Annotated in this window: 28 protein-coding genes and 1 tRNA gene; 12 read left to right on the top strand and 17 right to left on the bottom strand. The window is 70.2% G+C overall.

Annotated elements, in window-relative coordinates:
* Positions 1-14 precede the first annotated feature (14 nt).
* Positions 15-359: a CtrA inhibitor SciP gene (gene sciP, locus PK98_RS11610; RefSeq protein ID WP_081996209.1), complete on the bottom strand. Its 345-nt coding sequence runs from the start codon at positions 357-359 to the stop codon at positions 15-17.
* Positions 360-584: 225 nt separating this feature from the next.
* Here sciP and mnmA point away from each other — a divergent pair, with 225 nt between their 5' ends.
* Positions 585-1736, top strand: coding sequence for a tRNA 2-thiouridine(34) synthase MnmA (gene mnmA, locus PK98_RS11605; RefSeq protein ID WP_081996271.1), 1152 nt, complete (start codon positions 585-587; stop codon positions 1734-1736).
* Here mnmA and PK98_RS11600 read toward each other — a convergent pair.
* Positions 1733-2080: a hypothetical protein gene (locus tag PK98_RS11600; RefSeq protein WP_052208582.1), complete on the bottom strand. Its 348-nt coding sequence runs from the start codon at positions 2078-2080 to the stop codon at positions 1733-1735. The two genes, mnmA and PK98_RS11600, sit on opposite strands and share 4 nt — an antisense overlap.
* Before the next feature lie 29 nt (positions 2081-2109).
* Between PK98_RS11600 and PK98_RS11595 the strand changes: the two genes are divergently transcribed.
* Positions 2110-3234, top strand: coding sequence for a serine hydrolase domain-containing protein (locus PK98_RS11595; RefSeq protein ID WP_152608645.1), 1125 nt, complete (start codon positions 2110-2112; stop codon positions 3232-3234).
* A gap of 3 nt (positions 3235-3237) precedes the next feature.
* On the opposite strand, the gene PK98_RS11590 is transcribed toward PK98_RS11595, so the two are convergent.
* Together PK98_RS11590 and pdxH are read right to left on the bottom strand one after the other, a co-directional pair.
* The gene (locus tag PK98_RS11590; RefSeq protein ID WP_039097060.1) at positions 3238-4044 is read right to left on the bottom strand and encodes a PhzF family phenazine biosynthesis protein; all 807 of its coding nucleotides are present in this window, start codon (positions 4042-4044) and stop codon (positions 3238-3240) included.
* A gap of 7 nt (positions 4045-4051) precedes the next feature.
* Positions 4052-4657 carry a pyridoxamine 5'-phosphate oxidase gene (gene pdxH / locus PK98_RS11585; RefSeq protein ID WP_039097059.1) on the bottom strand — a complete coding sequence of 202 codons (606 nt, stop codon included), beginning with the start codon at positions 4655-4657 and terminating at the stop codon, positions 4052-4054.
* A 77-nt stretch (positions 4658-4734) separates the two neighbouring features.
* Here pdxH and PK98_RS11580 point away from each other — a divergent pair, with 77 nt between their 5' ends.
* The gene (locus PK98_RS11580; protein ID WP_039097057.1) at positions 4735-5721 is read left to right on the top strand and encodes a DnaJ C-terminal domain-containing protein; all 987 of its coding nucleotides are present in this window, start codon (positions 4735-4737) and stop codon (positions 5719-5721) included.
* On the opposite strand, the gene PK98_RS11575 is transcribed toward PK98_RS11580, so the two are convergent.
* From PK98_RS11575 to PK98_RS17220, 11 genes are all read right to left on the bottom strand, one after another.
* Positions 5718-6041, bottom strand: a complete 324-nt coding sequence (locus PK98_RS11575; RefSeq protein WP_235425494.1) for a hypothetical protein — start codon at positions 6039-6041, stop codon at positions 5718-5720. The two genes, PK98_RS11580 and PK98_RS11575, sit on opposite strands and share 4 nt — an antisense overlap.
* A 238-nt stretch (positions 6042-6279) precedes the next feature.
* Positions 6280-8199 (bottom strand): 1-deoxy-D-xylulose-5-phosphate synthase, encoded by a 1920-nt coding sequence (dxs, locus tag PK98_RS11570; protein ID WP_039097055.1) that lies wholly within the window; start codon positions 8197-8199, stop codon positions 6280-6282.
* A 66-nt stretch (positions 8200-8265) separates the two neighbouring features.
* A complete protein-coding gene (locus PK98_RS11565; protein WP_039097054.1) occupies positions 8266-8727 on the bottom strand; it encodes a Fur family transcriptional regulator in 462 nt (153 codons plus the stop codon).
* A 21-nt stretch (positions 8728-8748) separates the two neighbouring features.
* Positions 8749-9438 (bottom strand): peptide-methionine (S)-S-oxide reductase MsrA, encoded by a 690-nt coding sequence (gene msrA, locus PK98_RS11560; RefSeq protein ID WP_039097053.1) that lies wholly within the window; start codon positions 9436-9438, stop codon positions 8749-8751.
* Between the two features lie 296 nt (positions 9439-9734).
* A complete protein-coding gene (locus tag PK98_RS11555; protein WP_039097052.1) occupies positions 9735-10514 on the bottom strand; it encodes a TSUP family transporter in 780 nt (259 codons plus the stop codon).
* Positions 10515-11447 (bottom strand): bifunctional riboflavin kinase/FAD synthetase, encoded by a 933-nt coding sequence (locus PK98_RS11550; protein WP_039097051.1) that lies wholly within the window; start codon positions 11445-11447, stop codon positions 10515-10517. It lies immediately after the preceding gene.
* Positions 11444-11935, bottom strand: coding sequence for a dihydrofolate reductase (locus tag PK98_RS11545; RefSeq protein ID WP_039097050.1), 492 nt, complete (start codon positions 11933-11935; stop codon positions 11444-11446). Before PK98_RS11545 ends, PK98_RS11550 begins: the two co-directional genes overlap by 4 nt.
* Position 11936: 1 nt before the next feature.
* Positions 11937-12995 carry a 5-(carboxyamino)imidazole ribonucleotide synthase gene (locus tag PK98_RS11540; protein WP_039097049.1) on the bottom strand — a complete coding sequence of 353 codons (1059 nt, stop codon included), beginning with the start codon at positions 12993-12995 and terminating at the stop codon, positions 11937-11939.
* A gap of 2 nt (positions 12996-12997) precedes the next feature.
* Positions 12998-13510 carry a 5-(carboxyamino)imidazole ribonucleotide mutase gene (gene purE / locus PK98_RS11535; protein WP_039097048.1) on the bottom strand — a complete coding sequence of 171 codons (513 nt, stop codon included), beginning with the start codon at positions 13508-13510 and terminating at the stop codon, positions 12998-13000.
* Entirely contained in the window at positions 13510-14196 is a 687-nt protein-coding gene (gene gpmA / locus PK98_RS11530; RefSeq protein ID WP_039097047.1) for a 2,3-diphosphoglycerate-dependent phosphoglycerate mutase, read from the bottom strand. The genes purE and gpmA overlap by 1 nt, the downstream gene beginning before the upstream one ends.
* Before the next feature lie 43 nt (positions 14197-14239).
* Positions 14240-14413, bottom strand: coding sequence for a hypothetical protein (locus PK98_RS17220; protein ID WP_162835556.1), 174 nt, complete (start codon positions 14411-14413; stop codon positions 14240-14242).
* Between the two features lie 115 nt (positions 14414-14528).
* On the opposite strand from PK98_RS17220, the gene PK98_RS11525 reads away from it, so the two are divergent.
* The 7 genes from PK98_RS11525 to PK98_RS11495 all read left to right on the top strand — a co-directional run bounded on the left by PK98_RS11525 (position 14529) and on the right by PK98_RS11495 (position 23436).
* Positions 14529-14603, top strand: a tRNA-Thr gene (locus PK98_RS11525).
* Positions 14604-14704: 101 nt separating this feature from the next.
* Positions 14705-15301 (top strand): TetR/AcrR family transcriptional regulator, encoded by a 597-nt coding sequence (locus tag PK98_RS11520; RefSeq protein ID WP_039097046.1) that lies wholly within the window; start codon positions 14705-14707, stop codon positions 15299-15301.
* 231 nt (positions 15302-15532) lie between these two features.
* Positions 15533-16756, top strand: coding sequence for an efflux RND transporter periplasmic adaptor subunit (locus PK98_RS11515; protein ID WP_081996208.1), 1224 nt, complete (start codon positions 15533-15535; stop codon positions 16754-16756).
* Positions 16757-16794: 38 nt separating this feature from the next.
* A complete protein-coding gene (locus PK98_RS11510) occupies positions 16795-19971 on the top strand; it encodes an efflux RND transporter permease subunit (protein WP_039097045.1) in 3177 nt (1058 codons plus the stop codon).
* 9 nt (positions 19972-19980) lie between these two features.
* On the top strand, positions 19981-21390 hold the full coding sequence (locus tag PK98_RS11505; RefSeq protein ID WP_039097044.1) for an efflux transporter outer membrane subunit: 1410 nt from the start codon (positions 19981-19983) through the stop codon (positions 21388-21390).
* 46 nt (positions 21391-21436) lie between these two features.
* Positions 21437-21919 carry a PH domain-containing protein gene (locus PK98_RS11500; RefSeq protein ID WP_052208578.1) on the top strand — a complete coding sequence of 161 codons (483 nt, stop codon included), beginning with the start codon at positions 21437-21439 and terminating at the stop codon, positions 21917-21919.
* Positions 21916-23436 carry a PH domain-containing protein gene (locus PK98_RS11495; RefSeq protein ID WP_039097043.1) on the top strand — a complete coding sequence of 507 codons (1521 nt, stop codon included), beginning with the start codon at positions 21916-21918 and terminating at the stop codon, positions 23434-23436. Before PK98_RS11500 ends, PK98_RS11495 begins: the two co-directional genes overlap by 4 nt.
* Here the strand turns inward: PK98_RS11495 and PK98_RS11490 are convergent.
* Positions 23433-23735: a GNAT family N-acetyltransferase gene (locus tag PK98_RS11490; protein ID WP_039097042.1), complete on the bottom strand. Its 303-nt coding sequence runs from the start codon at positions 23733-23735 to the stop codon at positions 23433-23435. The two genes, PK98_RS11495 and PK98_RS11490, sit on opposite strands and share 4 nt — an antisense overlap.
* Before the next feature lie 49 nt (positions 23736-23784).
* Between PK98_RS11490 and PK98_RS11485 the strand changes: the two genes are divergently transcribed.
* Together PK98_RS11485 and PK98_RS11480 are read left to right on the top strand one after the other, a co-directional pair.
* The gene (locus PK98_RS11485) at positions 23785-24780 is read left to right on the top strand and encodes a threonine aldolase family protein (RefSeq protein WP_039097040.1); all 996 of its coding nucleotides are present in this window, start codon (positions 23785-23787) and stop codon (positions 24778-24780) included.
* Complete coding sequence (locus tag PK98_RS11480) at positions 24777-25760, top strand: DMT family transporter (RefSeq protein WP_326998665.1); 984 nt, start codon at positions 24777-24779, stop codon at positions 25758-25760. The genes PK98_RS11485 and PK98_RS11480 overlap by 4 nt, the downstream gene beginning before the upstream one ends.
* Here the strand turns inward: PK98_RS11480 and PK98_RS11475 are convergent.
* On the bottom strand, positions 25718-26500 hold the full coding sequence (locus PK98_RS11475; RefSeq protein WP_039097039.1) for a Rossmann-fold NAD(P)-binding domain-containing protein: 783 nt from the start codon (positions 26498-26500) through the stop codon (positions 25718-25720). The genes PK98_RS11480 and PK98_RS11475 overlap by 43 nt on opposite strands.
* Positions 26501-26530: the final 30 nt, after the last annotated feature.

The raw sequence follows: 26530 nt of genomic DNA, 5'->3' as shown, positions 1-26530 counted from the left end.
GGAAGACGGGCTGTTCAGTAGCGCAGCTGGCGTTGATATTGATCGCGATAATGCTTGATCCGGGTCACCCGCAGGCCGCGCATTCCCGACCGGTCGAAACCGCGCTGCCAGCCGGCAAACTCCTCCAGCGTGAGGCCATAACGGTCCAGCACCTGCTCGATCGTCAGCAGCCCGCCATTCACCGCAGCGACCACTTCCGCCTTGCGCCGGATCACCCAGCGGGTGGTGTCGGGCGGGGGCAGGTCCGCCACGGTCATGGGCAGGCCCAGCGGGCCGATCACGGACGGGGCGGTATCGCCCGCCGCCCGTTCGCCATCGCTGCTGCCGCCGCCGACCCGGGTACCCGCCTCCGTCTTCATCGATTCCGACCTCTCGTTCCTGTTGCGGCGGGCAACATGGGCGCAGGCCCCTTGGCGCGGGCTGAAGGGCTTGGGTTAACGGCGCGTTGGGGAACGGCACCCCCGTTCGGCCTGCCTGCTGGTTCTCCGGCGATCATCCGCCCGGTGCTACGCCGGCTTTGGCAAACAGAGGGTTAAGCGCCGCCGTGGCCAAACACGGCCCGTTGCTGTATGGGGCCGGGCATCATGACGACCCTTCTGGCCCCCGATGCTGCACGCCTGTTCGACCTGCCGCGCGAGCCCGCCCGATGCCGCATCGTGGTGGCGATGTCGGGCGGGGTGGACAGCTCCGTTGTGGCGGGTCTGGCCGCGGCGACGGGGGCGGAGGTGGTCGGCATCACCCTGCAGCTGTACGATCACGGCGCCGCCACCGGGCGCAAGGGCGCCTGCTGCGCGGGCGACGACATCCGCGATGCGCGCGCCGTGGCCGACCGGCTGGGCATCGCGCATTACGTGTTCGATCACGAAAGCTCCTTCCGCGAGCAGGTCGTGGAACGCTTCGCCGACGATTACCTGACCGGGCGCACGCCGATCCCCTGCATCCGCTGCAACATGGGGCCCAAGTTCACCGACCTGCTGACCATGGCGCGCGAACTGGGGGCCGATTGCCTGGCGACCGGTCATTATGTGCGCCGGGTGATGGGCGCCGCCGGGCCTGAACTATACCGCGCGGCCGATCCGGCGCGCGACCAGTCCTATTTCCTGTACGGCACCACGGCGGAGCAGCTGGTCTTCCTGCGCTTCCCGCTGGGCGATCTGCCCAAGGCCGAGGTGCGGCGCATGGCGGAGGAGATGCGACTGGCCGTGGCGGGCAAGCCCGACAGCCAGGATATCTGCTTCGTGCCCGACGGCGATTATGCCCGGGTGGTGACGAAGGTGCGGCCCGAAGGCGTGGCGCCCGGCGCGATCGTCCATGCCGAGACGGGCGAACCGCTGGGCCGGCACGAGGGCGTGATCCACTTCACCGTGGGCCAGCGCCGCGGGCTGGAGATCGGCGGCCAGCCGGAACCCCTCTATGTGGTTGGGATCGACGCCGCCCGCGCCGAAGTGCGCGTGGGGCCGCGGCGATTGCTGGCAGTCGGCGCCGCGCGGCTGGAGGATACGGTACGGATCGGCCCGCTGCCCGCCGCCACGCCCGACCAGCCATTCCACGCCAAGGTGCGGTCGATGGCCAAGCCTGTGCCGGTCACGCTGCAGGGGCCGCTGGGCGACGGTGCGGCGGTGACCATCCGCTTTCACGCGCCCGAACATGGCGTGGCGCCGGGGCAGGCGGCGGTGCTGTATGCCGGTGACCGGGTGCTGGGCGGCGGCTGGATCGAGGGGACCGAGCGGGTCTAGGGCTGCGCCCACGGCTCCAGCACGCAGCCGGGCCCCTGGGCATAGGTGGCGGTCTGCCGCGCCAGCAGCGGCACGGTGGCGGTGACGCTGCGGGCATCCTCGTCCTCGCTCAGGAACACCATCGCCATGCCGGGTTCGAAGTCGCGGGTGCAGTCGGACAGCGCCCGCCCGCCGATGTGGCGGCAGGAACAGGCGGTGCGCGCGCCGAAGCTGGCAGCCGTGGTGGCGTAGGCGTCCAGCGTGGGCCAGGCGAACCACAGGCCGCCGATGGCCAGCACCAGCGCCGCCAGCACGGCGCGCGGCCAGAAGCGGGGCCGTTGCCCGAGTGGGTTTGCCGTTGCCAATCGCCTGCCCCTGCCGGATGAGACGCGCCATGCCGCGTCGCCGCCCCTCTATCGCCGTCACCCTGCTGCTGCCAGCCCTGCTGGCCGCCTGCGGCAGCGAGGCACCCACCGGTCCGCCGCCACCATCGGCGGAGGCGCTGGCGGCGGTTGCGCCCCGGCCCGGTGCCGACCGCGCGCCGCTGGCGCGCGCAGTGGATGCGCTGTTCACGGCGGAGGGGATCGGGGAGACCCGCGCGCTGCTGGTGCTGCACGATGGCCAGGTGGTGGCGCAGCGCTATGCCGAAGGGTTCGGGCCGGACAGCCGCTTCGTCGGCTGGTCCATGTCCAAGACGGTGACCGCGCTGCTGATCGGCCTGCTGGTGGCGGACGGCAAGCTGGCGCTGGACGCGCCCGCCCCGGTGCCGTTGTGGCAGCGCGCCGGCGATCCGCGGGGCGAGATCACGGTCCGTCACCTGCTGCAGATGCGCAGCGGGCTGCGTCATCAGGAGAATGCCGACCCGGTATACGAATCGGCGGAGGTGCGGATGATGTTCGGCGACGGACGCGACGACATGGCCGCCTGGGCAGAGGCGCAGGTGCTGCAGCATGCGCCGGGCAGCACCTTTACCTACTCCACGCCCACCAGCGTGATCCTGGCCGACATCGCCGCGCGGGTGCTGGCGCCCGGGGGCAGCCCGGCGGAGCGGCGGCAGGCGGTTGCGCAGTACCTGCAGACCCGGCTTGCCGCGCCGCTCGACCTGCGCGGGCTGACCGCGGAGCATGACCGGCAGGGCACGATGGTCGGCGGGGCGATGGTGTGGGCGACGGCGGCAGACTGGGGCCGGCTGGGCGAACTGCTGCGGCAGGACGGCAACGCCGCCGACGGCACGCCGGTGCTGCCACGCGGCTGGGTGGAACTCATGCGAACGCCGAGCCCGGCAGCGCCCGATTATGGCGGCGCGCTGTGGCTCAACCGGCCGAGCGGGGGCGACCGGCAGGTCCTGTTTGCCACACGCGGCCCCGCCGACGCCTTCGCGCTGGTCGGTCATCTGGGGCAGTATGTGCTGGTCGCGCCCGGGCAGGGGCTGACCGTGGTGCGGCTGGGCAAGACCGATGCGCCGGACCGCCCGGCGCTGGTCGACAGGCTGGCCGATCTGGTGGCGGTGTACCGGTAAGCCTCAGGGCAAGGTAAACTGCCCCTCCACCACCGTCACGCACGGTCCGCCCAGCCAGGCACGGTCACCGTCCAGCCGGCATGTGACGTCGCCGCCCCGGGCGGAGGCCTGATGTGCGGTGAAGCTGTCACGGCCCAGGCGCGGTGCCCAGAAGGCGGCCAGCACCGCATGGGCGCTGCCGGTGACGGGATCCTCCGGAACGCCGACACCCGGCACGAACACCCGGCTGACCACATCCGTCGCCGTGCCCGGCGCGGTGCAGATGAACTGGTGGTCCGGCCCCAGCCGCGCCAGCCCGGCCATGTCGGGCGCCAGCGCGCGCACCGCCGCCTCGTCCGCGAACAGGAACAGGTTGTAGCCGTCGGCCCGCCGCCACACGCCCTGCGGCTCCGCCCCCAGCAGCGCGACGACCTCCGGCCATTCCGCCGGCTCCACCGGGATCGCCGGCAGACCCAGGGCATATACGGTGCCGTCGCGGCGCACCTCCAGCAGGCCGGCGCGGCGGGTGCGGAAGGTCACGCCGCTGCCGCCATCGCGCCCCAGCAGCGCATGGCCGCTGGCCAGCGTGGCATGGCCGCACAGTTGCACCTCGCCGCCGGGCGCGAACCAGCGCAGCTCCCAATCGGCCGCCTCGCTGGCATCGCGCAGCACGAAGGCGGTTTCGGCAAACATGTTCTCCGCCGCGATCTGCTGCATGACATCGTCGGGCAGCCATTCGGCCAGCTCGATCACGGCGGCCTGGTTGCCGGCAAAAGCCCGGGCGGCAAAGGCATCGACGTGCCAGTAGGGGACGGTCCGGGTCTGGGTCATGGATGCCTCACGGATAGAGCAACGAGCTGGTCCAGTGGCCATCGGCCAGGCGGGTGAACTGGCGCCGTTCGTGCAGCCGGGCGGCGCGATCCTGCCAGAACTCGATGGTGGCGGGTGCCAGGCGGAAGCCGGTCCAGTGCGGCGGGCGGGGCACGGGGGCGCCATTTAGCGATTGTTCCAGCGTCTCCACCCGGTCCATGTAGGTCTGCCGGTCGGCCAGCGGGCGCGACTGGTCCGACGCGGCGCTGCCCAGCTGGGAGGCGCGACTGCGCGAGGCGAAATAGGCATCCGCTTCGGCCGGGCTCACCTCTTCCAGCACCCCCTCGATCCGGATCTGGCGGCGAAGCGACTTCCAGTGGAACAGCAATGCGGCACACGGATTGGCGCCGATCTCCCCGCCCTTGCGGCTGTGCGCATTGGTGTAGAACACGAAGCCGTCCGCATCATGCCCCTTCAGCAGCACCATGCGGACCGAAGGCTGGCCATCCGACGTGGCGGTTGCCAGCGCCATCGCGTTGGGATCGTTCGGCTCCGTGGTGTGCGCTTCGGCGAACCATCCGGCGAACAGGGCAAAGGGATCGGTGTCAGGGATGGCATCGGGCTGGTCGGTCATGGCCGGCATCCTAGACCGGTGGACGCGGCTGGCAAAGCTGCTTGCCCAATCCCATTGCCTTACCTAGCTAACACACCATGGCAGCAGATCCTTATTCCATCCTTGGCGTGTCCCGTTCGGCCAGCGAGGCGGAGATCAAGTCCGCCTATCGCAAGCTGGCCAAGGAACTGCATCCCGACCGCAATGCCGACAATCCCAAGGCGGCGCAGCGTTTCTCGGAAATCACCAATGCGTACGACCTGCTGGGCGACAAGGACAAGCGCGCCCGGTTCGACCGGGGGGAGATCGACGGGGACGGCAACCCGGCCTCGCCCTTCGGCGCGGGTGGCGGCGGCGGATTCGGCGGTGGCGGGTTCGGCGGTGCGGCCGGCATGGGCCGGGGCGGCGGCGGCGCGCGCGGGTTCGAAGGCTTCGCCGGGCAGGACGCCGATCTGGGCGACATCTTCGAAGGGCTGTTCGGTGGCCGTGGCGGACCCGGTGCGGGCGCGGCGGGGATGGGCGGCATGGGTGGCATGGGCGGAGGCGCCGGCCGGCGTGCGCCGCAGCGCGGGGCCAATGTCGGCTACCGCCTGAAGGTGCCGTTCGTCGATGCCGCCACGCTGGAGCCGCAGCGCATCGCGCTGGCCGATGGCGCGACCATCGATCTGAAGCTGCCCGCGGGGGTGGAGGATGGCAGCCAGCTGCGCCTGAAGGGCAAGGGCGAGCGTGGCCCGGGCGGACCAGGCGACGCGACCGTCACCATCGAAGTGCAGCCGCACGCCTTCTTCGTCCGCGATGGCGACGATGTGCGGCTGGACCTGCCGATCACGCTGGACGAGGCGGTGACGGGGGCCAAGGTGAAGGTGCCCACCGTGGACGGCCCGGTGATGCTGACCGTCGCACCGGGCAGCGGCGGCGGCAAGGTGCTGCGCCTGAAGGGCCGCGGCTTCACCCGCAAGGCCGGCGGCCGGGGCGACCAGCTGGTGACGCTGAACGTGGCGCTGCCGGCCGACCTGACCGAACTGGCGGAGCGGCTGGAGGGGTGGAGCGATCCTACGCCCGTGCGGGCAAAGCTGGGGGTCTAGCGGCCTGCCGGGGCGCGCCGGTCCTCGCCTGCGGTCTTGACCATGAATTGACCCATCTTCTGGCGATCGGTTGAGGACAGGTCGAAGGCGAGATCGAACAGCTGCGTGCTATCCTGGAGATCGAGCCGGGCCGCCTCGGCCGCCTGTTCTTCGGCCAGGGCGGACAGCACGGCGCGATCCGGATTCTCGCGGGAAAGCTCTTCTCCGATCGCCCGATAAAGTTGGGTGGAGCGTGCATGCCGGTCGACGGTGGTTCTTCTGAGATAGTCGGCAGTCAGCAGCTCCTGCCCCTCCGGCGACAGGCCCATCAGCGTGGCCATGGTTACAGCCATGCTCGTGGCGGCTCTCTCCGCCAGCTCGGTTGATGGCTGTGCCGCCAGTACGGTGCCTGCGCTGGCGCACAGGGCAAGGGCCACGATGGTTCGTCTGAGATGGATCATGGTGCGAACCTACGGTCTTCCGTGTTGCTGGCAAGCGGTCCGGCGCGGCTAGGAACAACCTATCATGATGCTTCTGTTGCTGGCGGACAGCCCGCGGCTGCCCGCCATGTAAGGCGGATCAGGCCCGCGCTTCCTCCACGCCGGTGCTGTTGTGGCGCAGCGCGGTCAGCACGGTGTCCACGATCTGCGGGGCGTTGAGGCCAGCGAGGTCGTACTGCTTGTCCGGCGCGTCGTGATCCTGGAACAGGTCGGGCAGCCGCATGGTGCGGATCTTCAGGCCGGCATCGGTCAGCCCCAGATCGCTGGCCAGCGTCAGCACATGCGCACCCAGGCCGCCGATGGAGCCTTCCTCCACCGTCACGACCACTTCATGCGTGGCCATCAGCTTGCGGATCAGGTCGGTATCGAGCGGCTTGGCGAAGCGCAGGTCGGCGACCGTGGTCGACAGGCCCCTGGCCTCCAGCTGGTCGGCCGCCTTCAGCGCCTCCGCCAGGCGGGTGCCGAGCGAGAGCAGCGCGATCTTGCTGCCCTGCTTCACGATTCGGCCCTTGCCGATCTCCAGCCGCTCGGGCGTTTCCGGCATGGCGACGCCGGTGCCATTGCCGCGGGGATAGCGGAAGGCGATCGGCCCGCTGTCATGCAGCGCGGCGGTGTAGGTCATGTGCGCCAGCTCCGCCTCGTCCGCCGCGGCCATCACGACCATGTTGGGCAGGGTGGCGAGATAGGTGACGTCGAAGCTGCCGGCATGGGTGGCGCCATCCGCGCCTACCAGCCCGGCACGGTCGATGGCGAAGCGCACCGGCAGGTTCTGGATCGCGACGTCATGCACCACCTGGTCGAACGCCCGCTGCAGGAAGGTGGAGTAGATCGCGCAGAACGGCCGCATGCCCTGCGCCGCCAGTCCGGCGGCGAAGGTTACCGCATGCTGTTCGGCGATGCCGACATCGAAGGTGCGTTCCGGATGCTGCGCGCTGAACTTGTCCACCCCGGTGCCGCCCGGCATGGCGGCGGTGATGGCGCAGATGCGCGGATCGGTTTCCGCCAGCTTCGCCAGCGTTTCGCCGAACACGTTCTGGTAGGCGGGCGGGCCGCCGGCGCTCTTCTTCTGTTCGCCGGTGATGACGTCGAACTTCTGCACGCCGTGATACTTGTCCGCCGCGCTTTCGGCCGGGGCATAACCCTTGCCCTTCTGCGTGACGACATGGACCAGGCACGGCCCCTCGGCCGCGTCGCGGACATTCTCCAGCACGGGGATCAGCTGATCCAGATCATGCCCGTCGATCGGGCCGACATAATAGAAGCCCAGCTCCTCGAACAATGTCCCGCCCATGGCCATGCCGCGGGCATATTCGTCCGTCAGCTTGGCCGCGCGGTGCAGCGGCTGCGGCAGCTTGCGGGCGACCTTCTTGGCCAGGTCGCGCAGGCCCAGGAACCGGCCGTCGCTGACCAGCCGGGCAAGATAGCCCGACAGCCCGCCCACCGGCGGGGCGATCGACATGTCGTTGTCGTTCAGGATCACCACCAGCCGGTTGCCGGCGGCCTCGGCATTGTTCATCGCCTCGTAGGCCATGCCTGCGCTCATCGCGCCATCGCCGATCACCGCAATGGCCTTGCCGGCGGAGCCGGTCAGCTTGTTGGCGACCGCAAAGCCGAGGCCGGCGGAGATGGAGGTGGAGGAATGCGCCGCGCCGAACGGGTCGTACTCGCTCTCCGACCGCTTGGTGAAGCCGCTGAGGCCGCCGCCCTGGCGCAGGGTGCGGATCCGGTCGCGCCGGCCGGTCAGGATCTTGTGCGGGTAGGCCTGGTGGCCGACATCCCAGATCAGCCGGTCGGTCGGGGTGTCGAACACGTAATGGATGGCGACGGTCAGTTCCACGACGCCGAGGCCGGAGCCCAGATGGCCGCCGGTAGAGCCGACCGCGTCGATCATCTCCTGCCGCAACTCGTCCGCCAGCTGGGGCAGCTGCTTGGTCTGGAGGCGGCGCAGATCGGCGGGGAGGTTGACCTGATCGAGCAGGGGGGTGGAAGGACCGTTCATCTTTGGTGACTTACACAGACGCAGCCAGCATGTCGATTATCGCCAACGGTTTGGCGCGAACATCATTTACCCTGCACAGGATCTGCACAGCCCGCGCAATTCCACCACCGGACGCACATCGGCAAAGCCGGCCTTGCTGCCCGCATCGCGCAACGCGCCGGTCAGCCGGTCGTCGTCCAGATGGGTAGCCGCACCGCAATCGTCGCAGATCAGGTAGATGCAGTCGTGCCGGCAACCCGGATGGGTGTTGGCGATGAAGGCGTTGGCGCTTTCGATCCGGTTGGCGAGGTTGGTGCGCACGAACAGGTCGAGGATGCGGTAGATGGAATTGGCAGCCACGCGCTTGCCGCGCTGGTTGCCGACCTCTTCCGCGATGTCATAGGCGCTGACGGGGCGGGCCTGTGCGGCGAGGGCGGCGAACACGCTGGCGCGCATGGCGGTCCATTGTTCGCCGGCGCGGGTCAGCGCGGCTTCCGCCTCCGCCGCCAGATCGGCGCCGCTATGTTCGTGATGCGCATGTCTTGCCATGCCCGGCGATATAGGCGGCGATCAGCCGCTGCGGAAGGTCGCGCGGTAATGGTCGGGGAACATGCTGCGCAGCGCGGCCACCTTGGGTGCATCCCACCGCTGGATGTAGCCATGCTGCGGATTGCGGCGGGCGAAGTCCTGATGCTCGCCCTCCGCCTCGAAGAACTGGCGCGCGGGCTCTATGCGGGTGACGATCGGCCGGTTCCACACGCCGCTCTGCCGCATCTGCGCCAGGTAGGCGGTGGCGACCTCGCGCTGTTCGGTGCTGACCGGGATCAGCGCGGCGCGATACTGGCTGCCGCGGTCAGGCCCCTGCCGGTCTGTCAGGGTCGGGTCGGCCACCACGGAGAAGAAGATCCGCAGCAGCTGGTCATAGCGGACCTGCGCCGGGTCGTACGTGACACGCACCGTCTCGGCATGGCCGCTCAGCCCGCTGGACACGCGATCGTAGCTGGCCGTCGCCGCATTGCCGCCGTGATAGCCGCTGACCGCGCTGGTCACGCCCTTCACATGGCTGAACACCGCCTCCACGCCCCAGAAGCAGCCGCCGGCGAAATAAGCGGTCTTCAGGTTGCCCTGTTCACGGGCGGGGCGGGCGGCGGCGGGCGCGTCGAAGGTGGCGTCGGCCGCCACCGCCGGTGCGCAGGCCACCAGCGCCGCCGCCGCGAGGAGCGGCGAAAGGCGGGCGGAGAGGCGGCGGGTCACGGTCATGTCAGACGGTGGCGATCGTCACCAGCATGGTGGTGGCAGTGATGCCGAAGCCGGCGAGGAAGGACAGGACGGCTGCATTCTTGAACAGGGACATGGCAGTTGGACTCCAGTGGCGTTCGCCGATGCGTGCCTGATGCACGCCCGGCTTTTGCCCGATACTGAATGCGAGTGTTGGCTGCGGTTCAGCCAGTTTTCGCGCATGGTCGCCGGGTCGTGCCTATCTGGGCTGCGGTCCTGCATGTCGCCACGCAGGTTTTCCATACTCATCAGTATGGAATGTTGTCAAGCGGGTGAAATCAGCCCGGCCACAGCTGCCACAGCGGATTGGCGGGGTCGGCCAGCAGGCGCGCGGTCATCGCCAGGCTGACCACCACCAGCAGCGGGCGCACGCCGCGCCCACCATGGCGGATCGCCAGGAAGGCACCCAGCTGATTGCCGGCCACGTTGGCCGCCGCCATCGCCAGGCCCAGCACCCACAGCACATGGCCGCCGGCGATCATCGCGGCAAGGGCGGACAGGTTGGTGGCCAGGTTGATCAGCTTGGTATTGGCGATGGCCCGCACCAGCCCCAGGCCACCCAGCGCGACCAGCGCCAGCGTCAGGAACGATCCGGTGCCGGGGCCGAAGAATCCGTCATAGAAGCCGATCAGTCCGCATACCGCCGACAGTCCGACGCGGCCGAGACGCGCCTTGCGATCGACGTCGCCCATCGGCGGGGCCAGCCAGAAATACAGTGCCATCGCGATCAGCAGCAGCGGTACCAGCGCAGCCAGGAAGGTCGGGTCGATGTGCTGCACGGTAATCGCGCCCGCCGCGCTGCCGCCAAAGGCGGCGGCCACCGGCCCGGCAAAGGCGCGCAGGTTCACATGGCCCGCGCGGGCGTAGGCGATCACGGCGGAGCCGGTGCCGAGCGTGCTCATCAGCTTGCCAGTGGCCAGCGCCGGGACCGGTGGCAGGCCGGCAGCCAGCATGGCGGGGATCGTCAGCAGCCCGCCGCCGCCCGCCATCGCGTCCACCGTACCCGCCAGGAACGCCACCGCGACCAGCAGCGCGAACACCTCTGCCGCCAGCTCCACCTAGCGGGCGCTCAGCAGGGTGCGCGCGCGGGCGCAATCTTCGTCCATCTGCGCGATCAGTGCATCGAGCGTGTCGAACTTCGCCTCCGGCCGCAGGAAATGGTGCAGCTCCACCTCCAGCTCGCGGCCATACAGATCGCCGGCAAAGTCGAACAGGAACGGCTCCAGCAGCTCCACCGGCGGATCGAATTGCGGACGGATGCCGAGATTGGCCGCACCCTGCCACGCCCCCCCGGTCGCGATGTCGCGCACCATCACGGCATAGATCCCGTAGCGGGGGCGCAGATAGGCACCCATGTCCATGTTGGCGGTGGGATAGCCGATCGTGCGGCCACGCTTGTCGCCATGCTGCACCTGGGCGCGGACGGCAAAGGGGCGGGTCAGCAATGCGGTGGCCATCTCGCACTCGCCGGCCTTCAGCGCATCGCGGATGCGGCTGGAGCTGACGGTCAGACCGGCGGCGGTGACCGGCGCCACCGCGCGGGCGGCGATGCCATGGCGCGCGCCTTCGTCGGCCAGCGTGGCGATGCTGCCGCCGCGGCCCTGGCCGAAGGTGAAGTCCTGCCCGGTGACCACGCCGGCCGCGCCCATGCGTGCCGCCAGCAGCTCGCCCACGAAATCGATGGCAGACATGGCGGCGAGCTCCGCATCGAAGGCGAACACCAGCATGGCATCGGCCCCGGCGGCGGCAAACAGTTCCTGCCGCTGGTCCAGCGTGGTCAGGCGGAAGGGCGGCACATGCGGGGCGAAATGGCGCACCGGATGCGGATCGAAGGTGGCCACGATCGCCGGCCGGCCTTCGCTGCGCGCCCATTCCACCGCCTCGGCCACCACGCGCTGGTGCCCCAGGTGGAACCCGTCGAAATTGCCCAGCGCCACCACGCCGCCGCGCAGGGATGCGGGCAGGACGTCGCGATGCGTGCAGCGGATCATGGCTTCCGCCGTTCGTAGGTGACGAAGGCGTAGGCGGGCCAGCCGTCGGCGGCCGGATGCGGCTCGCGCGCGACCTCAGCCCAGCCGGGACCGGGCGCGGGCATCCGCACCTCGCCGCCGGTCTGTTCGTCGACTTCGGTGATCTCCTGCCGGGTGGCGCGCGGTTCGAACAGGGCGAAGATCTCCGCCCCGCCGATCACTGCCACGTCGCCCGGGCCAGCCAGGGTGAGCGCCGCCTCGACATCATGCGCCACCTCGGCACCGGTCGCCTGCCAGTCCGTCTGGCGCGTCAGCACGATATGGCGGCGGCCCGGCAGCAGGCCCGGCAGGCTGTCGAAGGTCTTGCGGCCCATCACCATCGGCAGGCCGGTGGTCAGCCGGCGGAAGCGCTGCAGGTCAGCGCGGATCTTCCACGGCACGTCGCCATGCAGCGCGATGGTCCCGTCCGCCGCCCGTGCCACCACGAAGATGATCTGCCGTCCTGCCATGTCAGCCGATGCGGGTCACATGGCCCATCTTGCGCCCGTCCCGCGCATCGCCCTTGCCGTACAGGTGCAGCTGCGCGGCCCCGTCCGCCAGCAGGCCGACCGGGTCGGCCACGTCGTCGCCCAGCAGGTTGCGCATGATGACGGGCAGCGCACGCGTCGCGGTGTCGCCCAGCGGCAGGCCGCAGATGGCGCGGATATGGTTGGCGAACTGGCTGGTGACCGCGCCTTCGGACGTCCAGTGACCGGAATTGTGCACGCGGGGCGCCATCTCGTTGAACACGGGGCCGTCCGCGCCGGCGAAGAACTCGCAGGTCAGCACGCCGACATAGTCCAGCTGCTTGGCCACCTGCACGGCCAGCTCCCGCGCCTGCGCCACCTGCCCTTCGATCAGCGGCCCGGCGGGCAGGGTGGAGGTGGCCAGGATGCCGCCTTCATGGACGTTGTGCGTCGAGTCCCAGAACCGCACTGCGCCATCGCGCCCGCGGACCAGGATGACGGAGAACTCCGCCGCGAACCGCACCAGCCCCTCATAGACATAGCCGCCTGCCGACAGGTCGAGCGCGGCGACATCCTCGGGCGTGTTGAGCCGCCACTGCCCCTTGCCGTCATACCCCTCGCGCCGGGTCTTCAGGATGCCGGGCAGGCCGATCGCATGCAGCGCGACGCCGAGATCGTCGGCATCATCGACCGGGCAGTACGGCGCCGGGCGGCCACCCAGACCTTCCACGAAGTCCTTTTCGCGCAGGCGGTCCTGCGCGATCTCCAGTGCGGCGAGGCCGGGGGCGAGGTGGTCGGCGGGCAGCAGGCCCAGCGGGTCCACCGGCACGTTCTCGAATTCGTAGGTGACCACGTCGCAGGCGGCGGAGAAGCGGGCCAGCGCGGCCTCGTCATCCCAGGCGGCCTCGGTCGCCTCGGCGCAGACCTCCGCCGCGACATTGTCGCCCGGCGGGGCATAGACGTGGCAGCGATAGCCCAGCTGGGCGGCCGCCAGCGCCAGCATCCGGCCCAGCTGCCCGCCGCCAAGAATGCCGATGGTGGAACCGGGAAGGACGAGGGCCATCGTCAGGCAGCGCTCTCGTCGACCGGCTGTTCGGCCACCCGGTCGGTCTGCGCGGTGCGCCAGGCGATCAGACGCTCGGCCAGCGCGGGGTCGCCCAGCGCCAGGATGGACGCGGCCAGCAGGCCGGCATTGGTCGCCCCGGCCGGGCCGATCGCCAGGGTGCCGGTGGGAATGCCGGCGGGCATCTGCACGATCGACAGCAGGCTATCGAGGCCGCTGAGCGCGCGCGACTGCACCGGTACGCCCAGCACCGGCAGATGCGTCAGCGCCGCGACCATGCCCGGCAGGTGCGCCGCGCCGCCGGCGCCGGCCACGATCACGCGGAAGCCCTGCTCGTGCGCGGTCTTGCCGAACTGGTGCAGCCGGTCGGGCGTGCGGTGGGCAGAGATGATCCGCGCCGTGTGCCGCACCTGAAGGGCATCCAGCACCTCGGCGGCGCAGCGCATCGTCGCCCAGTCGGACTGGCTGCCCATGATGATCGCAACGGGTGGCAGTGCAGAGGGCGCGTCCGCCATCAGATATCCTTCAGGTACCGCCGCTCGCCCGGCTGCATGGCATCGTCGAACTGGTAGATGATCGGCTGGCCGGTGGGGATCTCCAGCCCGGTGATGTCGTCGTCGGAGATGCCGGACAGGTGCTTCACCAGGGCGCGCAGCGAATTGCCGTGGGCGCTGATGATGACCGTCTCGCCCGCCGCCAGCTGCGGCAGGATCGTGCTTTCCCAGTATGGCAGCACGCGTTCGATGGTCAGCTTCAGGCTTTCGGTCACCGGCACGTCGAGCCCGGCATAGCGGGCGTCGCTGGCCAGGTCGAACGGACCGCCATCCTCCATCGGGGGCGGCGGCACGTCGAAGCTGCGGCGCCAGACATGCACCTGCTCCTCGCCATGCTTCGCGGCGGTCTCCGCCTTGTTCAGGCCGGTCAGCCCGCCATAATGCCGCTCGTTCAGGCGCCAGTCCTTCACCTCCGGGATCCACAGCCGGCCGCAGGCTTCCAGCGCCAGGTGCAGCGTGCGGATCGCACGCAGCTGCACACTGGTGAAGGCGGTGGTCGGCAGGATGCCGCGCTCCGCCAGCAGGCGCCCTGCGGCGATGGCCTCCGCCACGCCGTGTTCGGTCAGGTCCACATCCCACCAGCCGGTGAAGCGGTTCTCCAGATTCCACTGGCTCTGGCCGTGGCGGACAAGGATCAGCGTGGGCATGGTCGCAAGGCTCCGGGTCGGAGGGGCAGGAGAGGTGCGCGCCCTAGCGGGGCGGGGCGAGTTTGGAAAGATGCCCGCCCGAATCCTGCGGCGCATCCGCCTCCTCCGGCGCGGTGCCCCCGGCAAGCGCCCGCCCCTGCGCCTTGCGGCGGCGCAGATTGGCGCGCAGCTGCGCGGCCAGGCGTTCCTCGCGGGTGGGACGGGCAGTTTCGTTCATCGCCCGGATGCTTGGCCGGTGCCGCCGTGCTTGACAAGTGCCGGGCGCCCGGCCAATGGCGCGCCCTTGCCGCGGCACCTGCAGAATCAGGCGTCGCCGGCTTGCCGGATGGTCTGCTGCTGTAGCTCAGTGGTAGAGCGCACCCTTGGTAAGGGTGAGGTCGGGAGTTCAATCCTCCCTAGCAGCACCATCGGCCCCCTGCGCAAATCGTTGCAGAACAGAGGCTTGTCCCGCGGCGGGACCGGATGTGGCGGTGGACATCCATCCCTCACGCATTACATACTGGCTGTTATGGAAAAAACGGCAATCCGGGGGCGTCCACGCGAGTTCGACACGGACGAGGCCCTGGCCGCGGCGCTGCGCGTGTTCTGGAGCAAGGGCTATGACGCTGCCTCCCTGACCGACCTGACTGAGGCGATGGGCATCACCCGCCCCAGCCTGTATGCCGCCTTCGGCAACAAGGAAGCGTTGTTCAAGCAGGCGCTCGACCTCTACGAGTCCGAGAAGCTGGCCTATGTCCAGCGCGCGCTGGAGGCCCCGACCGCGCGCGGCGTGGCGGAGCGGCTGCTGTATGGCAACATTGCCAACATCACCACCGACTGCCCGGGCTGCCTGGGGGTGATCGCCAGCATGACCTGCAATGGCGACCAGTCCTCCATTCGCGACGACGTCCATCACCGGGCCGAAGCCTCGCGCCAGGCGATCATGGCCCGCGTCCAGCGAGCGATCGACGAGGGCGATTTCGACGTGCCGGTCGAGGCGGAGGGCATCACCCGGTACCTGTCCGCAGTGTTCCAGGGCATTGCCGTACAGGCCGGGCAGGGTGTCCCGCGCGAGGAGCTGGAGAAGATCGCGGCCGCCACGCTGGCCATGTGGCCGGGGCGCTGACCAGAAAATATCGGTCGGTACAAAAAGGCTCTTGCGTCTGAACGGCGCATTACATACTTAGCGGTATAGAACGGTGCGACGCCGGTCGGGGGTGATCCATGCTGGGTCCGCCTGATCGTACCCGGCTGTTCGCTGCTGCCGTATGTTTTTTCGAAAAGTGCTGCCCTCGACCACCCGCAGGCCCCTGGCTCGCGGGAGCGTGGGCCTGCGCCCGCTATCCGCGAGAGAGCCATGACCGACATGACCCCCATCCCGATCAGCGACCTGCCCGCTGACGTCGCGCCCCGTCCGGCAGCCCGCCGGCCACGCGCCCGCATGCTGGGCTGGGCCGCCACGATCCTGACCGTGCTGGTGCTGGGCTGGTGGCTGCTGGGCGGACGCGAGGCGCCGGCTGCGGCCCCGCTGGAGCCGGTGGTGACCGTCGCCGCGCCGCTGCAGCGGCAGGTCACGCTGTGGGACGATTATATCGGCCGCTTCGAGCCCAGCCGCAGCGTGGAGCTGCGTCCGCGCGTCTCCGGCCAGGTGACCGCCGTGCACTTCACGGATGGCCAGTTCGTCAATGCCGGGCAGCCGCTTTTCACCATCGATCCACGCCCCTACCGCGCCGCGCTGGCCGAAGCGGAGGCCGGCGTCGCCACCGCCCGCAGCGACCTGTCGCTGGCGGAGGCCGACCTCGCCCGCGCGCAGCGGCTGGTGGAGGAGGACGCTGTATCGCGCAGCGAGATCGACTCGCTGCGCGCCCGCGTCACCGCCACCCGCGCTTCGGTCGAGGCGGCCCGTGCCCGCGTCCGCAGCCGCGCGCTGGATATCGAGTTCACCGTGGTGCGCGCGCCGATCGCCGGGCGCATCTCCGACCGGCGGATCGATGCCGGCAATCTGGTGGCTGCGGGCGATGGGCCCGGCGCCACGCTGCTGACCACGATCAACGCCACCGATCCGCTCTATTTCAGCTTTGACGGGTCAGAAGGTTCCTTCCTCAAGGGTCGGCGTGATGGGCTCGCCAATGGCGCCTCTGTGGAGATCCGGCTGCAGGACGAGGTCGAGTTCAGCCGCCGCGGCACGCTGGACTTCACCGACAATGGCCTGGATCCCCGCTCCGGCACGATCCGTGCCCGTGCGGTGGTGCGCAATCCCGACAACTTCCTGGCCCCCGGCATGTTCGGCAACATGCGCATGGCCAGCGGCGGGGCGGTGGATGCCCTGCTGGTGCCCGACACCGCCGTGCAGACCGACCAGACGCGCAAGCTGCTGCTGGTGGTCGGCCCGGACGGCACCGTGGCGGCCAAGCCGGTCGAACTCGGCCCGATCGTGGGTGGCCTGCGCGTGGTGCGCAGTGGCCTGGCGCCCGGCGACCGGGTGGTGATCGACGGCACGCAGATGGCGATCCCCGGCGGCAAGGTCACGACCCGGCCCGGCCGGATCGCGGCACCCTCCGCCGTGGCAGCCGCCAGCTAAGCCGCCAGCGCGAACCTACTCTTTTTCAGGAGCGCTCCATGCGCCTGTCCCGTTTCTTCATCGACCGGCCGATCTTTGCCGTTGTCGTCGCCGTCATCATCACGCTGGTGGGTGCCATCAGCTACTTCTTCCTGCCGGTCAGCCAGTATCCGGAGGTCGTGCCCCCCACCGTGCAGGTGACCGCGACCTATCCCGGCGCCTCGGCCGAGACGGTGGCGGAAACCGTCGCCAACCCGATCGAGCAGGAGATCAACGGCGTCGACGGGATGCTGTACCTGTCCAGCGAATCGACCGGCGACGGGCGCGTGACGATCACCGTCACCTTCCAGCAGGGTACCGATCTGGATGAAGCGCAGGTGCTGGTGCAGAACCGCGTCGCCATCGCCACGCCGCGCCTGCCGGCGGAAGTGCAGCGGCTGGGTATCGTCACCCGCAAGACCACGCCGGATTTCCTGCTGCTGATCAACCTGGTGTCGCCCGACGGCTCGCTCGACCGCGCCTACATGTCCAATTACGCACAGACCCGCATCCGCGACCGGCTGGCCCGGGTGGAGGGCGTGGGCGACGTGCAGCTGTTCGGCCAGCGCGAACTGGCGATGCGGGTGTGGATCGATCCCGGCCGTGCCGCGGCACTGGACCTGGCGGCGGGCGACATCGTCGACGCCCTGCGCGCGCAGAACGTGCAGGTCGCCGCCGGCCAGATCGGCCAGTCGCCCAGCCCGGACAGCGCGTTCCAGCTGAACGTGGAGACTCAGGGGCGCTTCACCGACCCGGCGCAGTTCGGCAATGTGGTGATCCGCACCGATGCCGAAGGCCGTCAGGTCCGCGTGCGTGATGTCGCGCGGGTGGAGATCGGCGCGCAGGATTACAGCACCAGCGCCTATCTGGGGAACGACGATTCCGTCATCATCCCCGTCCTGCAGCAGCCGGGCAGCAATGCCTTGGCCAGCGCGGAACAGGTGCTGTCCGAAATGGAGGCGCTCGCCGCCGACTTCCCGCCGGGGCTGGAATATCGCGTCGTCTACAACCCCACCGAATTCATCCAGGAATCGGTCGACGCGGTGGTGCATACGCTGATCGAGGCGGTCATTCTGGTGGTGCTGGTCATCATCGTGTTCCTGCAGAAGTGGCGCGCCAGCCTGATCCCGGTGCTGGCGATCCCGGTCAGCCTTGTGGGCACCTTCGCGGTGCTGGCGATGCTGGGCTATTCGCTGAACAACCTGTCGCTGTTCGGGCTGGTGCTGGCGATCGGCATCGTGGTCGACGACGCAATCGTGGTGGTCGAGAATGTGGAGCGCAACCTGGCGGACGGCATGTCGCCGCTGGAGGCGGCACGCCGGTCGATGGACGAGGTCGGCGCCGCGCTGATCGCAATCGTGCTGGTGCTGTGCGCCGTGTTCGTGCCGACGCTGTTCATCGGCGACCTGTCGGGCGCGTTCTACCAGCAGTTCGCCGTGACCATCTCGGCCGCGACGGTAATCTCGCTGGTCGTGTCGCTGACGCTGTCACCGGCCCTGTCGGCACTGCTGCTGCGCCCCCACGCGCATCTCGGTCCGCAGGCGCCGCGCTGGCGCCGGGCGATCGAGCGCGCCGGGGACACCTTCAACACCGGCTTCGACCGTTTCAGCGCCGCCTATGGCCGCTGGACCGCGCGGCTCGTCGCCATGCCGCGCCGGGTGATGGCGGCCTATGTCCTGCTGATCGGCCTGACCGGCTTTGCCCTGTCGGCCACGCCTACCGGCTTCGTGCCGCAGCAGGACCAGGGCTATTTCCTGACCGTGATCCAGCTGCCGCCGGGTTCCGCTACCAGCCGCACCGATGCGGTGATGAAGGACATCGCCGGGCGCATGCTGAAGATACCCGGCATCAGCAACACCGTGATGCTGTCCGGTTTCGACGGGACGTCCGAAACGCAGAGCGCCAGTTCCGCCGCCGCCTACTGGGTACTCGATGATTTCGAGGAGCGCGCCGGCAAGGGGCAGACGGTGGATGCGCTGATGGCCGAGGCGATGAAGGCCACCGCCGACATCCGCGGCGCCCGGCTGATGGTGGTCAAGCCGCCGATCATCCGCGGCATCGGTTCCGCCGGCGGCTTCCGCATGATGGTGCAGGACCGCAACGGCGTGGGCTATCGCGAGCTGGAGAAGATGGCCAACGCCGTGATCGCCCAGGCCAACCAGCAGGAGGGGATGGCCGGCGTCTATACCTTCTTCAACACCGCGACCCCCCGCGTGCGCGCCGACATCGACCGGGACAAGGCACAGATCCTGGGCGTGGCGCCGGCCCGGGTGTTCGAGACGCTGAGCGTCTATCTCGGATCGTCCTTCGTGAACGACTTCAACCTGCTGGGCCGCACCTTCCGCGTCACCGCGCAGGCCGACGCACCGTTCCGCGACAATGCCGCCGACGTCGCCAACCTGCAGACCCGCAGCGACAATGGCGCGATGGTGCCGCTGGGCTCCGTCGCGACGCTGAGCGACACGACCGGGCCATATCGCGTGACGCGCTACAACCTGTCGCCGGCCGTGGCGGTGGATGGCGACACCGCGCCGGGCTTCTCCTCCGGCCAGTCGCTCGCCACGATGGAAGGGGTGACCGACACCACGCTGACCAGCGGCTACGACTATGAATGGACCGGCATTGCCTACCAGCAACGGTTTGCCGGCAACACGGCGGTGGTGGTGTTCGCGCTGGCCGTGCTGCTCGTCTTCCTGGTGCTGGCGGCGCAGTATGAAAGCCTGGTGATGCCGCTGGCGATCATCATGATCGTGCCGATGTGCCTGCTGGCGGCGATGATCGGCATCAACCTGCGCGGCATGGACAACAATGTGCTGACGCAGATCGGGCTGGTCGTGCTGATCGCGCTGGCGGCGAAGAACGCGATCCTGATCGTGGAATTCGCCCGGCAGGGGGAAGATCACGGCCTGACTCCCGTGCAGGCCGCGGTGGAGGCCGCGATCACCCGCCTGCGCCCGATCCTGATGACCAGCTTTGCCTTCATCCTGGGATCGGTCCCGCTGGTGATCGCCACCGGGGCGGGCGCGGAACTGCGGCAGGCGCTGGGGACGGCGGTGTGCTTCGGCATGCTGGGCGTCACCGGCTTCGGCCTGGTCTTCACCCCGACCTTCTATGTCGTGTGCCGCGCGCTGGGCGACCGCCTGGCCACGATGCGCCGCCCCAGTGGCAGCAGCCATGCGCTGCAGCCTGCCGAATAGGTGCCTGTCATGAACCTACCCAACCTCGCCTTCGCCTCGATCACCGCGCTGGCCCTGTCGGCCTGCGCAGTGGGGCCGGACTTCGCCGCACCCACCCCCCGCCCCGCGGAGTCCGGCCCGTTCCTTTCTGCCGCCAGCCCGGCGTTCACGCCGGCGCCGCTGCCCGCCGACTGGTGGCGGATGTATGACGACCCGGTGCTGGACGGGTTGGTGGCCGACGCACTGGCAGCCAATACCGACCTGCGGCAGGCCGTCGCCCGCATCGCCCGCGCCCGTGCCGGCCTGCGAGGGGTGGGCGCGGACCGCCTGCCTTCGACACAGGTGGGTGCCAGCGGCACCTACAACCGCATACCGGAGATCCAGACCCTGCCGGGCCTCGATCGGGAGCAATGGTCGGTCGATGCCGGGCTGGACGTCGCCTACGAGGTCGACCTGTTCGGCCGGGTAAGCCGCGGGGTGGAGGCGGCGCGCGCCGACGTGGCCGCCGCAGACGCCGATGCCGACGCCGTGCGGGTGATCGTGGTGGCGGAAACCACCCGCGCCTATGCCGATGCTGCGGGCACCGCGGCGCGGATCGCGGTGGCGCGCGACATCGTGGAACTGCTCGACCAGTCGCTTGGCCTGACGCAGCGCCGCTATGACGAAGGGTTCGAGACCGGCCTCGCTGTCGCCCGCATCGCCACCCTGCGCGAACAGCGCGCGGCGGAGATCCCGGCGCTGGAGGCGATCCGCGCCGGCGCGCTGTTCCGGCTCGCCACCCTGACCGGCCGCGCACCCGCCGAACTGCCGCCGATTGCCGGCACCCGCTCGATGGTGCTGGAGATCACGCAGGCCCTGCCGGTGGGCGATGGCGCGCAATTGCTGGCCCGCCGGCCGGACATCCGCGCCGCCGAGCGCCGGCTGGCGGCCGACACCGCCCGCATCGGCGTCGCCACGGCGGACCTGTATCCGCGCATCAGCCTGGGCGCGCAGATCGGTTCGACCGGGCCGGACATCGCCGACATCTTCACCGGCGGTCCGCTGCGCTGGCTGCTCGGCCCGCTGCTCAGCTGGACGTTCCCCAACAACGAGGCGGTGCGCGCGCGGATCGATGCGGCGGAGGCGGGCACGCAGGAACGGCTGGCCGCATTCGACGGCACGGTGCTGACCGCCTTGCGCGAGACGGAAACCGCGCTGGCCAACTATGCCGGTGCGATCGACCGGCGCCGGGCCCTGCAGCAGGCGACCGTGCAGGCCGAGCGCGCCGCCGCCATCGTGCGGGCGCAGCAGCGCGAAGGGCGGATCAACTCGCTGGAACGGCTGGATGCGGAGCGCACGCTGGCGGAGACGCGCGCCAGTCTGGCGGCGCAGGACGTGCTGGTCTCCACGGGCCAGATCGACCTGTTCCGCGCGCTGGGCGGCGGCTGGTCCGCCACGTAGCGACAGCGCTTGCCGCTCGTGGGTGTATCACGCATACACCACACCCATGGAAGACGCTTCGCCATATGCCGATGAGCCGCTGACCCCGCTCGACCCGGGCTACGTCCGGATGGTGCGGCTGCTGACCGGGCTGGCGCTCGCGGCGCCGGTGATCGGCGCAATCGTGCTGGAGGCAGAGCAGGTGCTGCCGCCGGGCGCAGTGGCAGTGCCGGTGGTGCTGGCGGCGGGATGGCTGCTGCTGCGACTGCCGCTGCGGCGCTGGCGCGCGCGCGGCTATGTGTACGGGGCGGATGCGCTGCGCGTGGTGCGCGGGCTGTGGTGGCGGCGGGACATCACCGTGCCGTTCGGCCGGGTGCAGCACCTGGACGTGACGCAGGGCCCGCTGGAGCGGCTGTTCGGCCTCGGTACACTGGTGCTGCACACCGCGGGCAATCACAACAGCAGCGTGGCGCTGCCGGGCCTGGCCCATCCGCAGGCCCTGGCCATGCGCGACACGATCCGCGCCCATGTGGCGCTGCACTCGCAGTGAACGAGGGGCCTGACTGGCGGCGCACGGCGCCGGTCGGCATGGTCGCCGGCGTGCTGGCCAGCCTGCCGCGTGCCGCATTGTCGATCATCGCGGCGCTGATCGGGGTGCGCAATATCGGCGATCCGGCGATCGTGGTGCTGGTACTGGTGGCGGTGTCCGGGATCGCGCTCGGCTGGGTGGTGCTGGGCTGGCGGCATCACCGCTACCTGATCGGCCCCGACGATCTGCGGATCGAGCAGGGCATCCTGTCGCGCCAGGTGCGCGCGATCCCCTATGATCGGATCCACGACGTTGCCCTGCGCGAACCATTGGCCGCGCGGCTGTTCGGGCTGGTGGAGGTCGCGTTCGATACCGGCACCGGCGGCAAGGACGAGGCAAAACTGGCCTTCGTCACCCGGGCCGAGGGCGCCGCCTTGCGCGACACCGTGCGCGCGCGGCGCAGCGGTGTGGCGGCGGATGCGCCGGTGATTGCGGAAGTTACGCCTGCCGTGAGCGAGACCCGGACCCTGTTCGCGCTGACACCGGGCCGGCTGCTGCTGTTCGGCCTGTTCGAATTCTCGCTGGTGGTGTTCGCCGTGCTGGCGGGCGCGGCGCAGCAGTTCGACTTCCTGCTGCCCGACCTTGACTGGCGCGAATGGCGGGAGCTTGGCGGCCAGCCGCTGCAATGGCTGCTCGGCCTCGGCCTGGCGGTGCAGGTGATCGCCGCCGTGCTGGGGCTGCTGCTGCTGATCCCGATCGGGCTGCTGACCGGAGTGGTACGGACGGCCCTGCGCGACTGGGGGTTCCGGCTGGAGGAGACCAGCCGCGGCCTGCGCCGGCGGCGCGGACTGCTGACCCGCAGCGATGTGGTGATGCCCCTGGAGCGGGTGCAGGCGCTGGTGCTGGGCACCGGCCTGCCGCGCCGCCGGTGGGGCTGGCACTCCTTGCGCGCGATCAGCCTGGCGCAGGACAGCAAGGACCAGAGCCATGTGTTGGTGCCGTTCGCACAAGCGGCGGAGATCGCGCCGGTCGCAGCGCTGACCGGACTGCCGCTGCCGGGCGACGGCGTGGACTGGCGGCGCGCCTCCGCCCGCTGGCGGTCGGACCGGATGGTGCTGGCGGCGCTGCTGCCGCTGCTGGCGGGCGCGGGGCTGCTGCTGCTGCCGCTGGACCTGCCTGCCGGGACGGCGCTGGTGCCGGCAGTGATCCTGTGGCTGCTGGCGGCAGTGCTGGCGTTCCGGCAATATTACCTGTGGCGGCACAACCGCCATGCGCTGACCGGCGACCTGCTCTGTTCGCGTGAGGGCTGGCTGTCGCCCCACCTGGTGGTCGCCACGCCGGTGAAGCTGCAATCGGTGGAACTGCGGCAGGGGCCACTGGCGCGGCTGGGCGACTATGCCGACCTGCATCTGGGACTGGCGGGCGGCACGCTGGCATTGCACGGCCTGCCGCTGCCCGAGGCGCAGGCAATGCGCGCGGCAATGGTGGCGCGAATGGCGGCGGTCGACTTCACCGCCGCCAATCTGGCGCGCACCTAGCTGGGGATCGGGGCGCGCAGGTCGGCCCATTCGGGATGGCGGCGGAACGCGGCCTCGACATAGGAGCAGGCCGGCTCGATCGTGAAGCCTTCTGCCTTGGCATCGGCGACCAGCGCCTCCACCAGCTGCATGGCGATGCCGCCGCCGCGCGCTTCCGGCGGGACAAAGGTGTGGTCGGCCACGCGGGAGCTGCCGCGCGCGCGCCAGGTCAGCTCTGCCGGGCGGGCGGATCCGGGCACCGCGACCTGATAGGCGCCATGGGTGGTCTCGTCGGTGCGGGTAATGTCTGCGGCGGACATGCCGGTTCTCCTTCTTGCGCCTGATCCCCTTCAAAGCCATGGCGCAGGGATGCAGTTCCTGTCCGACAACACCGCCGCCGTGCATCCGCGTATCTGGGATGCGCTGCGCGCTGCCGATGCGCCGGACGCGCCCTATGATGGCGACGCGCTGAGCGCAGCGCTGGACGACGCCTTCGGTGCGCTGTTCGGGCGCGAGGTCGCCGTGTTGTGGACCGCCACCGGTACCGCCGCCAACTGCCTGGCGCTGGCGCCGATGGTGCCGCCGCATGGCGCGGTGCTGTGCCATGCCGAAGCGCATGTGGAGAATGACGAGGGCGGGGCGCCCGGCTTCTTCCTGCATGGCGCCAAGCTGATGCTGGTCGACGGGCCCGATGCCAAGCTGACGCCGGAGGCGCTGACCGCGCGGCTGGCGGCGATCCCGCAAGGCGTCCACTGGGTGCAGCCCCACGCCATCACCATTACGCAAGCGACCGAACTGGGCTGCGTTTATCGGCCGGAGGAGCTGGCCGCCCTGTCGGCGCTGGCGCGCGGGCGCGGGCTGTACCTGCACATGGACGGCGCGCGGTTCGCCAATGCCGCGGCCTTCCTCCACGCCGATGCGGCGACCACCTGCGGCGACATGGATGCGCTCAGCTTCGGCTGCATCAAGAATGGCGGCATGAGCGCGGAGGCGATCGTGTTCTTCGACGCTGGCCTGGCCGATGTGGCGCGCCGCCGGCGCAAGCAGGCGGGCCAGCTGCAATCGAAGGGCCGGTTCCTGGCGGCGCAGCTGCTGGCCATGCTGGACGGCGATCTGTGGCTGGCCAATGGCCGTGCCGCCAACGCCGCCGCGGCGGAGATCGCCGGCAGCGTGGGCGAACGGCTGCTGCACCCGGTGGAGGCGAACGAACTGTTCGTGCGACTGTCGGATGCGGAGCGGCAGGCGCTGCGCGACCAGGGTTTCGGGTTCTACGACTGGGGCGCCGATGCGGCCCGCTTCGTCACCGCCTGGGACACCCGGCAGGAGGACGCGACGGCCCTGGCCCGCGCACTGGCACAGCTGTGAGCCTGGAAATCGGCAGCAAGCCCGGCCATGCGCTGCTGCGCCCCGACATCGCGCTGCCGTTCCTGGCGGTGGCGCTGATCTGGGGGTCGACCTGGTTCGTCATCAAGGACGGGCTGGCGCTAGCCCCGCCCAGCTGGTCGGTCGCCTACCGCTTCGGCATCGCCACCGTCGGCATGTTCGTGCTGGCGGCGGTCAGCAACCGGCGCAGCGGCCGGCGCGGCTTCTCCATGACAGCGGGCGGGCACCTGATAGCGGTCCTGCTGGGACTGTTCCAGTTCTTCGGCAATTTCAACTTCGTCTACCGGGCCGAGATCCACCTGACATCCGGCATCGTGGCGGTGCTGTTCGGCCTGCTGATGGTGCCGAATGCCATCCTGGGCCGGCTGTTCCTGAAGCAGCCGATCACCGGCCGCTTCGTGGCGGGATCGCTGCTGGGCATCGCCGGCATCGTGCTGCTGCTGGTGCATGAGGCGGCGGTCGCGCCACCGACCGGGCAGGTGGCGCTGGGCATCGCGCTGACGGTGGGGGCGATCCTGTCCGCCAGCACGGCCAATGTGCTGCAGGCGACCGGCACCGCCAAGCGGCGCCCGCTGCTGCTGCTGCTGGCCTGGGCGATGCTGTGGGGCACGCTGGCGAACACGGTGCTGGCCTGGACCTTGAACGGCCCGCCAGTGCTGCCGACCAGTCCGCGCTACTGGGGCGGGGTGGCGTACCTGGCATTGATCGGGTCGGTGGTGACCTTCCCGCTCTATTTCCGGCTGATCCGCGACCTGGGTCCAGGCCGTGCAGCCTATAATGGCGTGATGGTGCCGGTCGTGGCCATGGCCCTGTCGACCCTGTTCGAAGGCTATGTCTGGTCGCCCCTGGCTGTCGGTGGCGCCGCGCTGACGATGGTGGGGCTGATCGTGGCGCTGCGCGGACGCGCGGCGCCGATGCGTCAGCCGCCGGCCGAGATACAGCCCAGCAGCCCGCTGCGATAATCGGGAAAGGCCGGCCGCCAGCCGAGCACGCGGCGCGCGCGGCCGTTGGCCACCCGGCGGTTCTCCGCATAGAACCCTCGCGCCATCGGTGACAGCTGCGCCTCCTCCAGCGTCTGCATCGGCGGCGGATCGCGACCGAGCAGGCGACAGGCTTCCTCGATCACCGCATTCTGGCTGGCGGGCAGGTCGTCCGCCAGATTGTAGGCGCCCGGCGGCCCCGCCAGCGCCGCCAGCACGCCGCTGGCGATGTCCGCCACATGTACCCGGCTGAACACCTGATCCGGCAGGTCGATGCGGTGGGCCTTGCCATCGCGCACCCGCTCCAGCGCGCTGCGGCCCGGGCCGTAGATCCCCGGCAGCCGCAGCACCCGTGCCTCCAGCGCCAGCCAGGCGGCATCCGCCGCGCTGCGATCGGTGCGGCGCCCGGTTCCGGTGGGCGCCGTTTCGTCCACCCAGGCACCTCCCGCATCGCCATAGACCCCGGTGGAGGACAGATAGGCCAGCGTCTTGCCCGCCAGCAGCGCGCCGTAGCGGTCCAGCACCGGATCGCGGCCAGCGGCCGGCGGGACGCTGGACAGCACATGGCTGGCCGGCGCCAGCGCGCGGTCGACCGAGGCGGCGTCATCGAACGCCATGTCGCCCGCGCTGCCGGTGGCGCCGACCTGCCAGCCGGCGGCTTGCGCGGCGGTCCTGACGAAACCCGCAGAATATCCCAGACCGAAGATGAACAGATAGGCCATATGCACGTTCTAACGCCACAAGGCGGCAAC

Origin of the sequence: Croceibacterium mercuriale (genome assembly GCF_000802385.1) — a bacterium.
Lineage (GTDB): Bacteria > Pseudomonadota > Alphaproteobacteria > Sphingomonadales > Sphingomonadaceae > Croceibacterium > Croceibacterium mercuriale.
This window is presented reverse-complemented; position numbering and strand designations above follow the sequence as displayed.

Coding starts and splice junctions, on each gene's coding strand:
- PK98_RS11500 (WP_052208578.1), top strand. CDS start 21,437: ATGGAAGACGCTTCGCCATATGCCGATGAGCCGCTGACCCCGCTCGAC.
- PK98_RS11485 (WP_039097040.1), top strand. CDS start 23,785: ATGCAGTTCCTGTCCGACAACACCGCCGCCGTGCATCCGCGTATCTGG.
- PK98_RS11505 (WP_039097044.1), top strand. CDS start 19,981: ATGAACCTACCCAACCTCGCCTTCGCCTCGATCACCGCGCTGGCCCTG.
- PK98_RS11520 (WP_039097046.1), top strand. CDS start 14,705: ATGGAAAAAACGGCAATCCGGGGGCGTCCACGCGAGTTCGACACGGAC.
- PK98_RS11565 (WP_039097054.1), bottom strand. CDS start 8,727: ATGGCAAGACATGCGCATCACGAACATAGCGGCGCCGATCTGGCGGCG.
- PK98_RS11595 (WP_152608645.1), top strand. CDS start 2,110: ATGCCGCGTCGCCGCCCCTCTATCGCCGTCACCCTGCTGCTGCCAGCC.
- PK98_RS11490 (WP_039097042.1), bottom strand. CDS start 23,735: ATGTCCGCCGCAGACATTACCCGCACCGACGAGACCACCCATGGCGCC.
- PK98_RS11580 (WP_039097057.1), top strand. CDS start 4,735: ATGGCAGCAGATCCTTATTCCATCCTTGGCGTGTCCCGTTCGGCCAGC.
- PK98_RS11475 (WP_039097039.1), bottom strand. CDS start 26,500: ATGGCCTATCTGTTCATCTTCGGTCTGGGATATTCTGCGGGTTTCGTC.
- pdxH (WP_039097059.1), bottom strand. CDS start 4,657: ATGACCGACCAGCCCGATGCCATCCCTGACACCGATCCCTTTGCCCTG.
- sciP (WP_081996209.1), bottom strand. CDS start 359: ATGAAGACGGAGGCGGGTACCCGGGTCGGCGGCGGCAGCAGCGATGGC.
- purE (WP_039097048.1), bottom strand. CDS start 13,510: ATGGCGGACGCGCCCTCTGCACTGCCACCCGTTGCGATCATCATGGGC.
- gpmA (WP_039097047.1), bottom strand. CDS start 14,196: ATGCCCACGCTGATCCTTGTCCGCCACGGCCAGAGCCAGTGGAATCTG.
- PK98_RS17220 (WP_162835556.1), bottom strand. CDS start 14,413: ATGAACGAAACTGCCCGTCCCACCCGCGAGGAACGCCTGGCCGCGCAG.
- PK98_RS11590 (WP_039097060.1), bottom strand. CDS start 4,044: ATGACCCAGACCCGGACCGTCCCCTACTGGCACGTCGATGCCTTTGCC.
- PK98_RS11515 (WP_081996208.1), top strand. CDS start 15,533: ATGACCGACATGACCCCCATCCCGATCAGCGACCTGCCCGCTGACGTC.
- mnmA (WP_081996271.1), top strand. CDS start 585: ATGACGACCCTTCTGGCCCCCGATGCTGCACGCCTGTTCGACCTGCCG.
- PK98_RS11550 (WP_039097051.1), bottom strand. CDS start 11,447: ATGATCCGCTGCACGCATCGCGACGTCCTGCCCGCATCCCTGCGCGGC.
- msrA (WP_039097053.1), bottom strand. CDS start 9,438: ATGACCGTGACCCGCCGCCTCTCCGCCCGCCTTTCGCCGCTCCTCGCG.
- PK98_RS11545 (WP_039097050.1), bottom strand. CDS start 11,935: ATGGCAGGACGGCAGATCATCTTCGTGGTGGCACGGGCGGCGGACGGG.
- dxs (WP_039097055.1), bottom strand. CDS start 8,199: ATGAACGGTCCTTCCACCCCCCTGCTCGATCAGGTCAACCTCCCCGCC.
- PK98_RS11540 (WP_039097049.1), bottom strand. CDS start 12,995: ATGGCCCTCGTCCTTCCCGGTTCCACCATCGGCATTCTTGGCGGCGGG.
- PK98_RS11510 (WP_039097045.1), top strand. CDS start 16,795: ATGCGCCTGTCCCGTTTCTTCATCGACCGGCCGATCTTTGCCGTTGTC.
- PK98_RS11575 (WP_235425494.1), bottom strand. CDS start 6,041: ATGGCCACGCTGATGGGCCTGTCGCCGGAGGGGCAGGAGCTGCTGACT.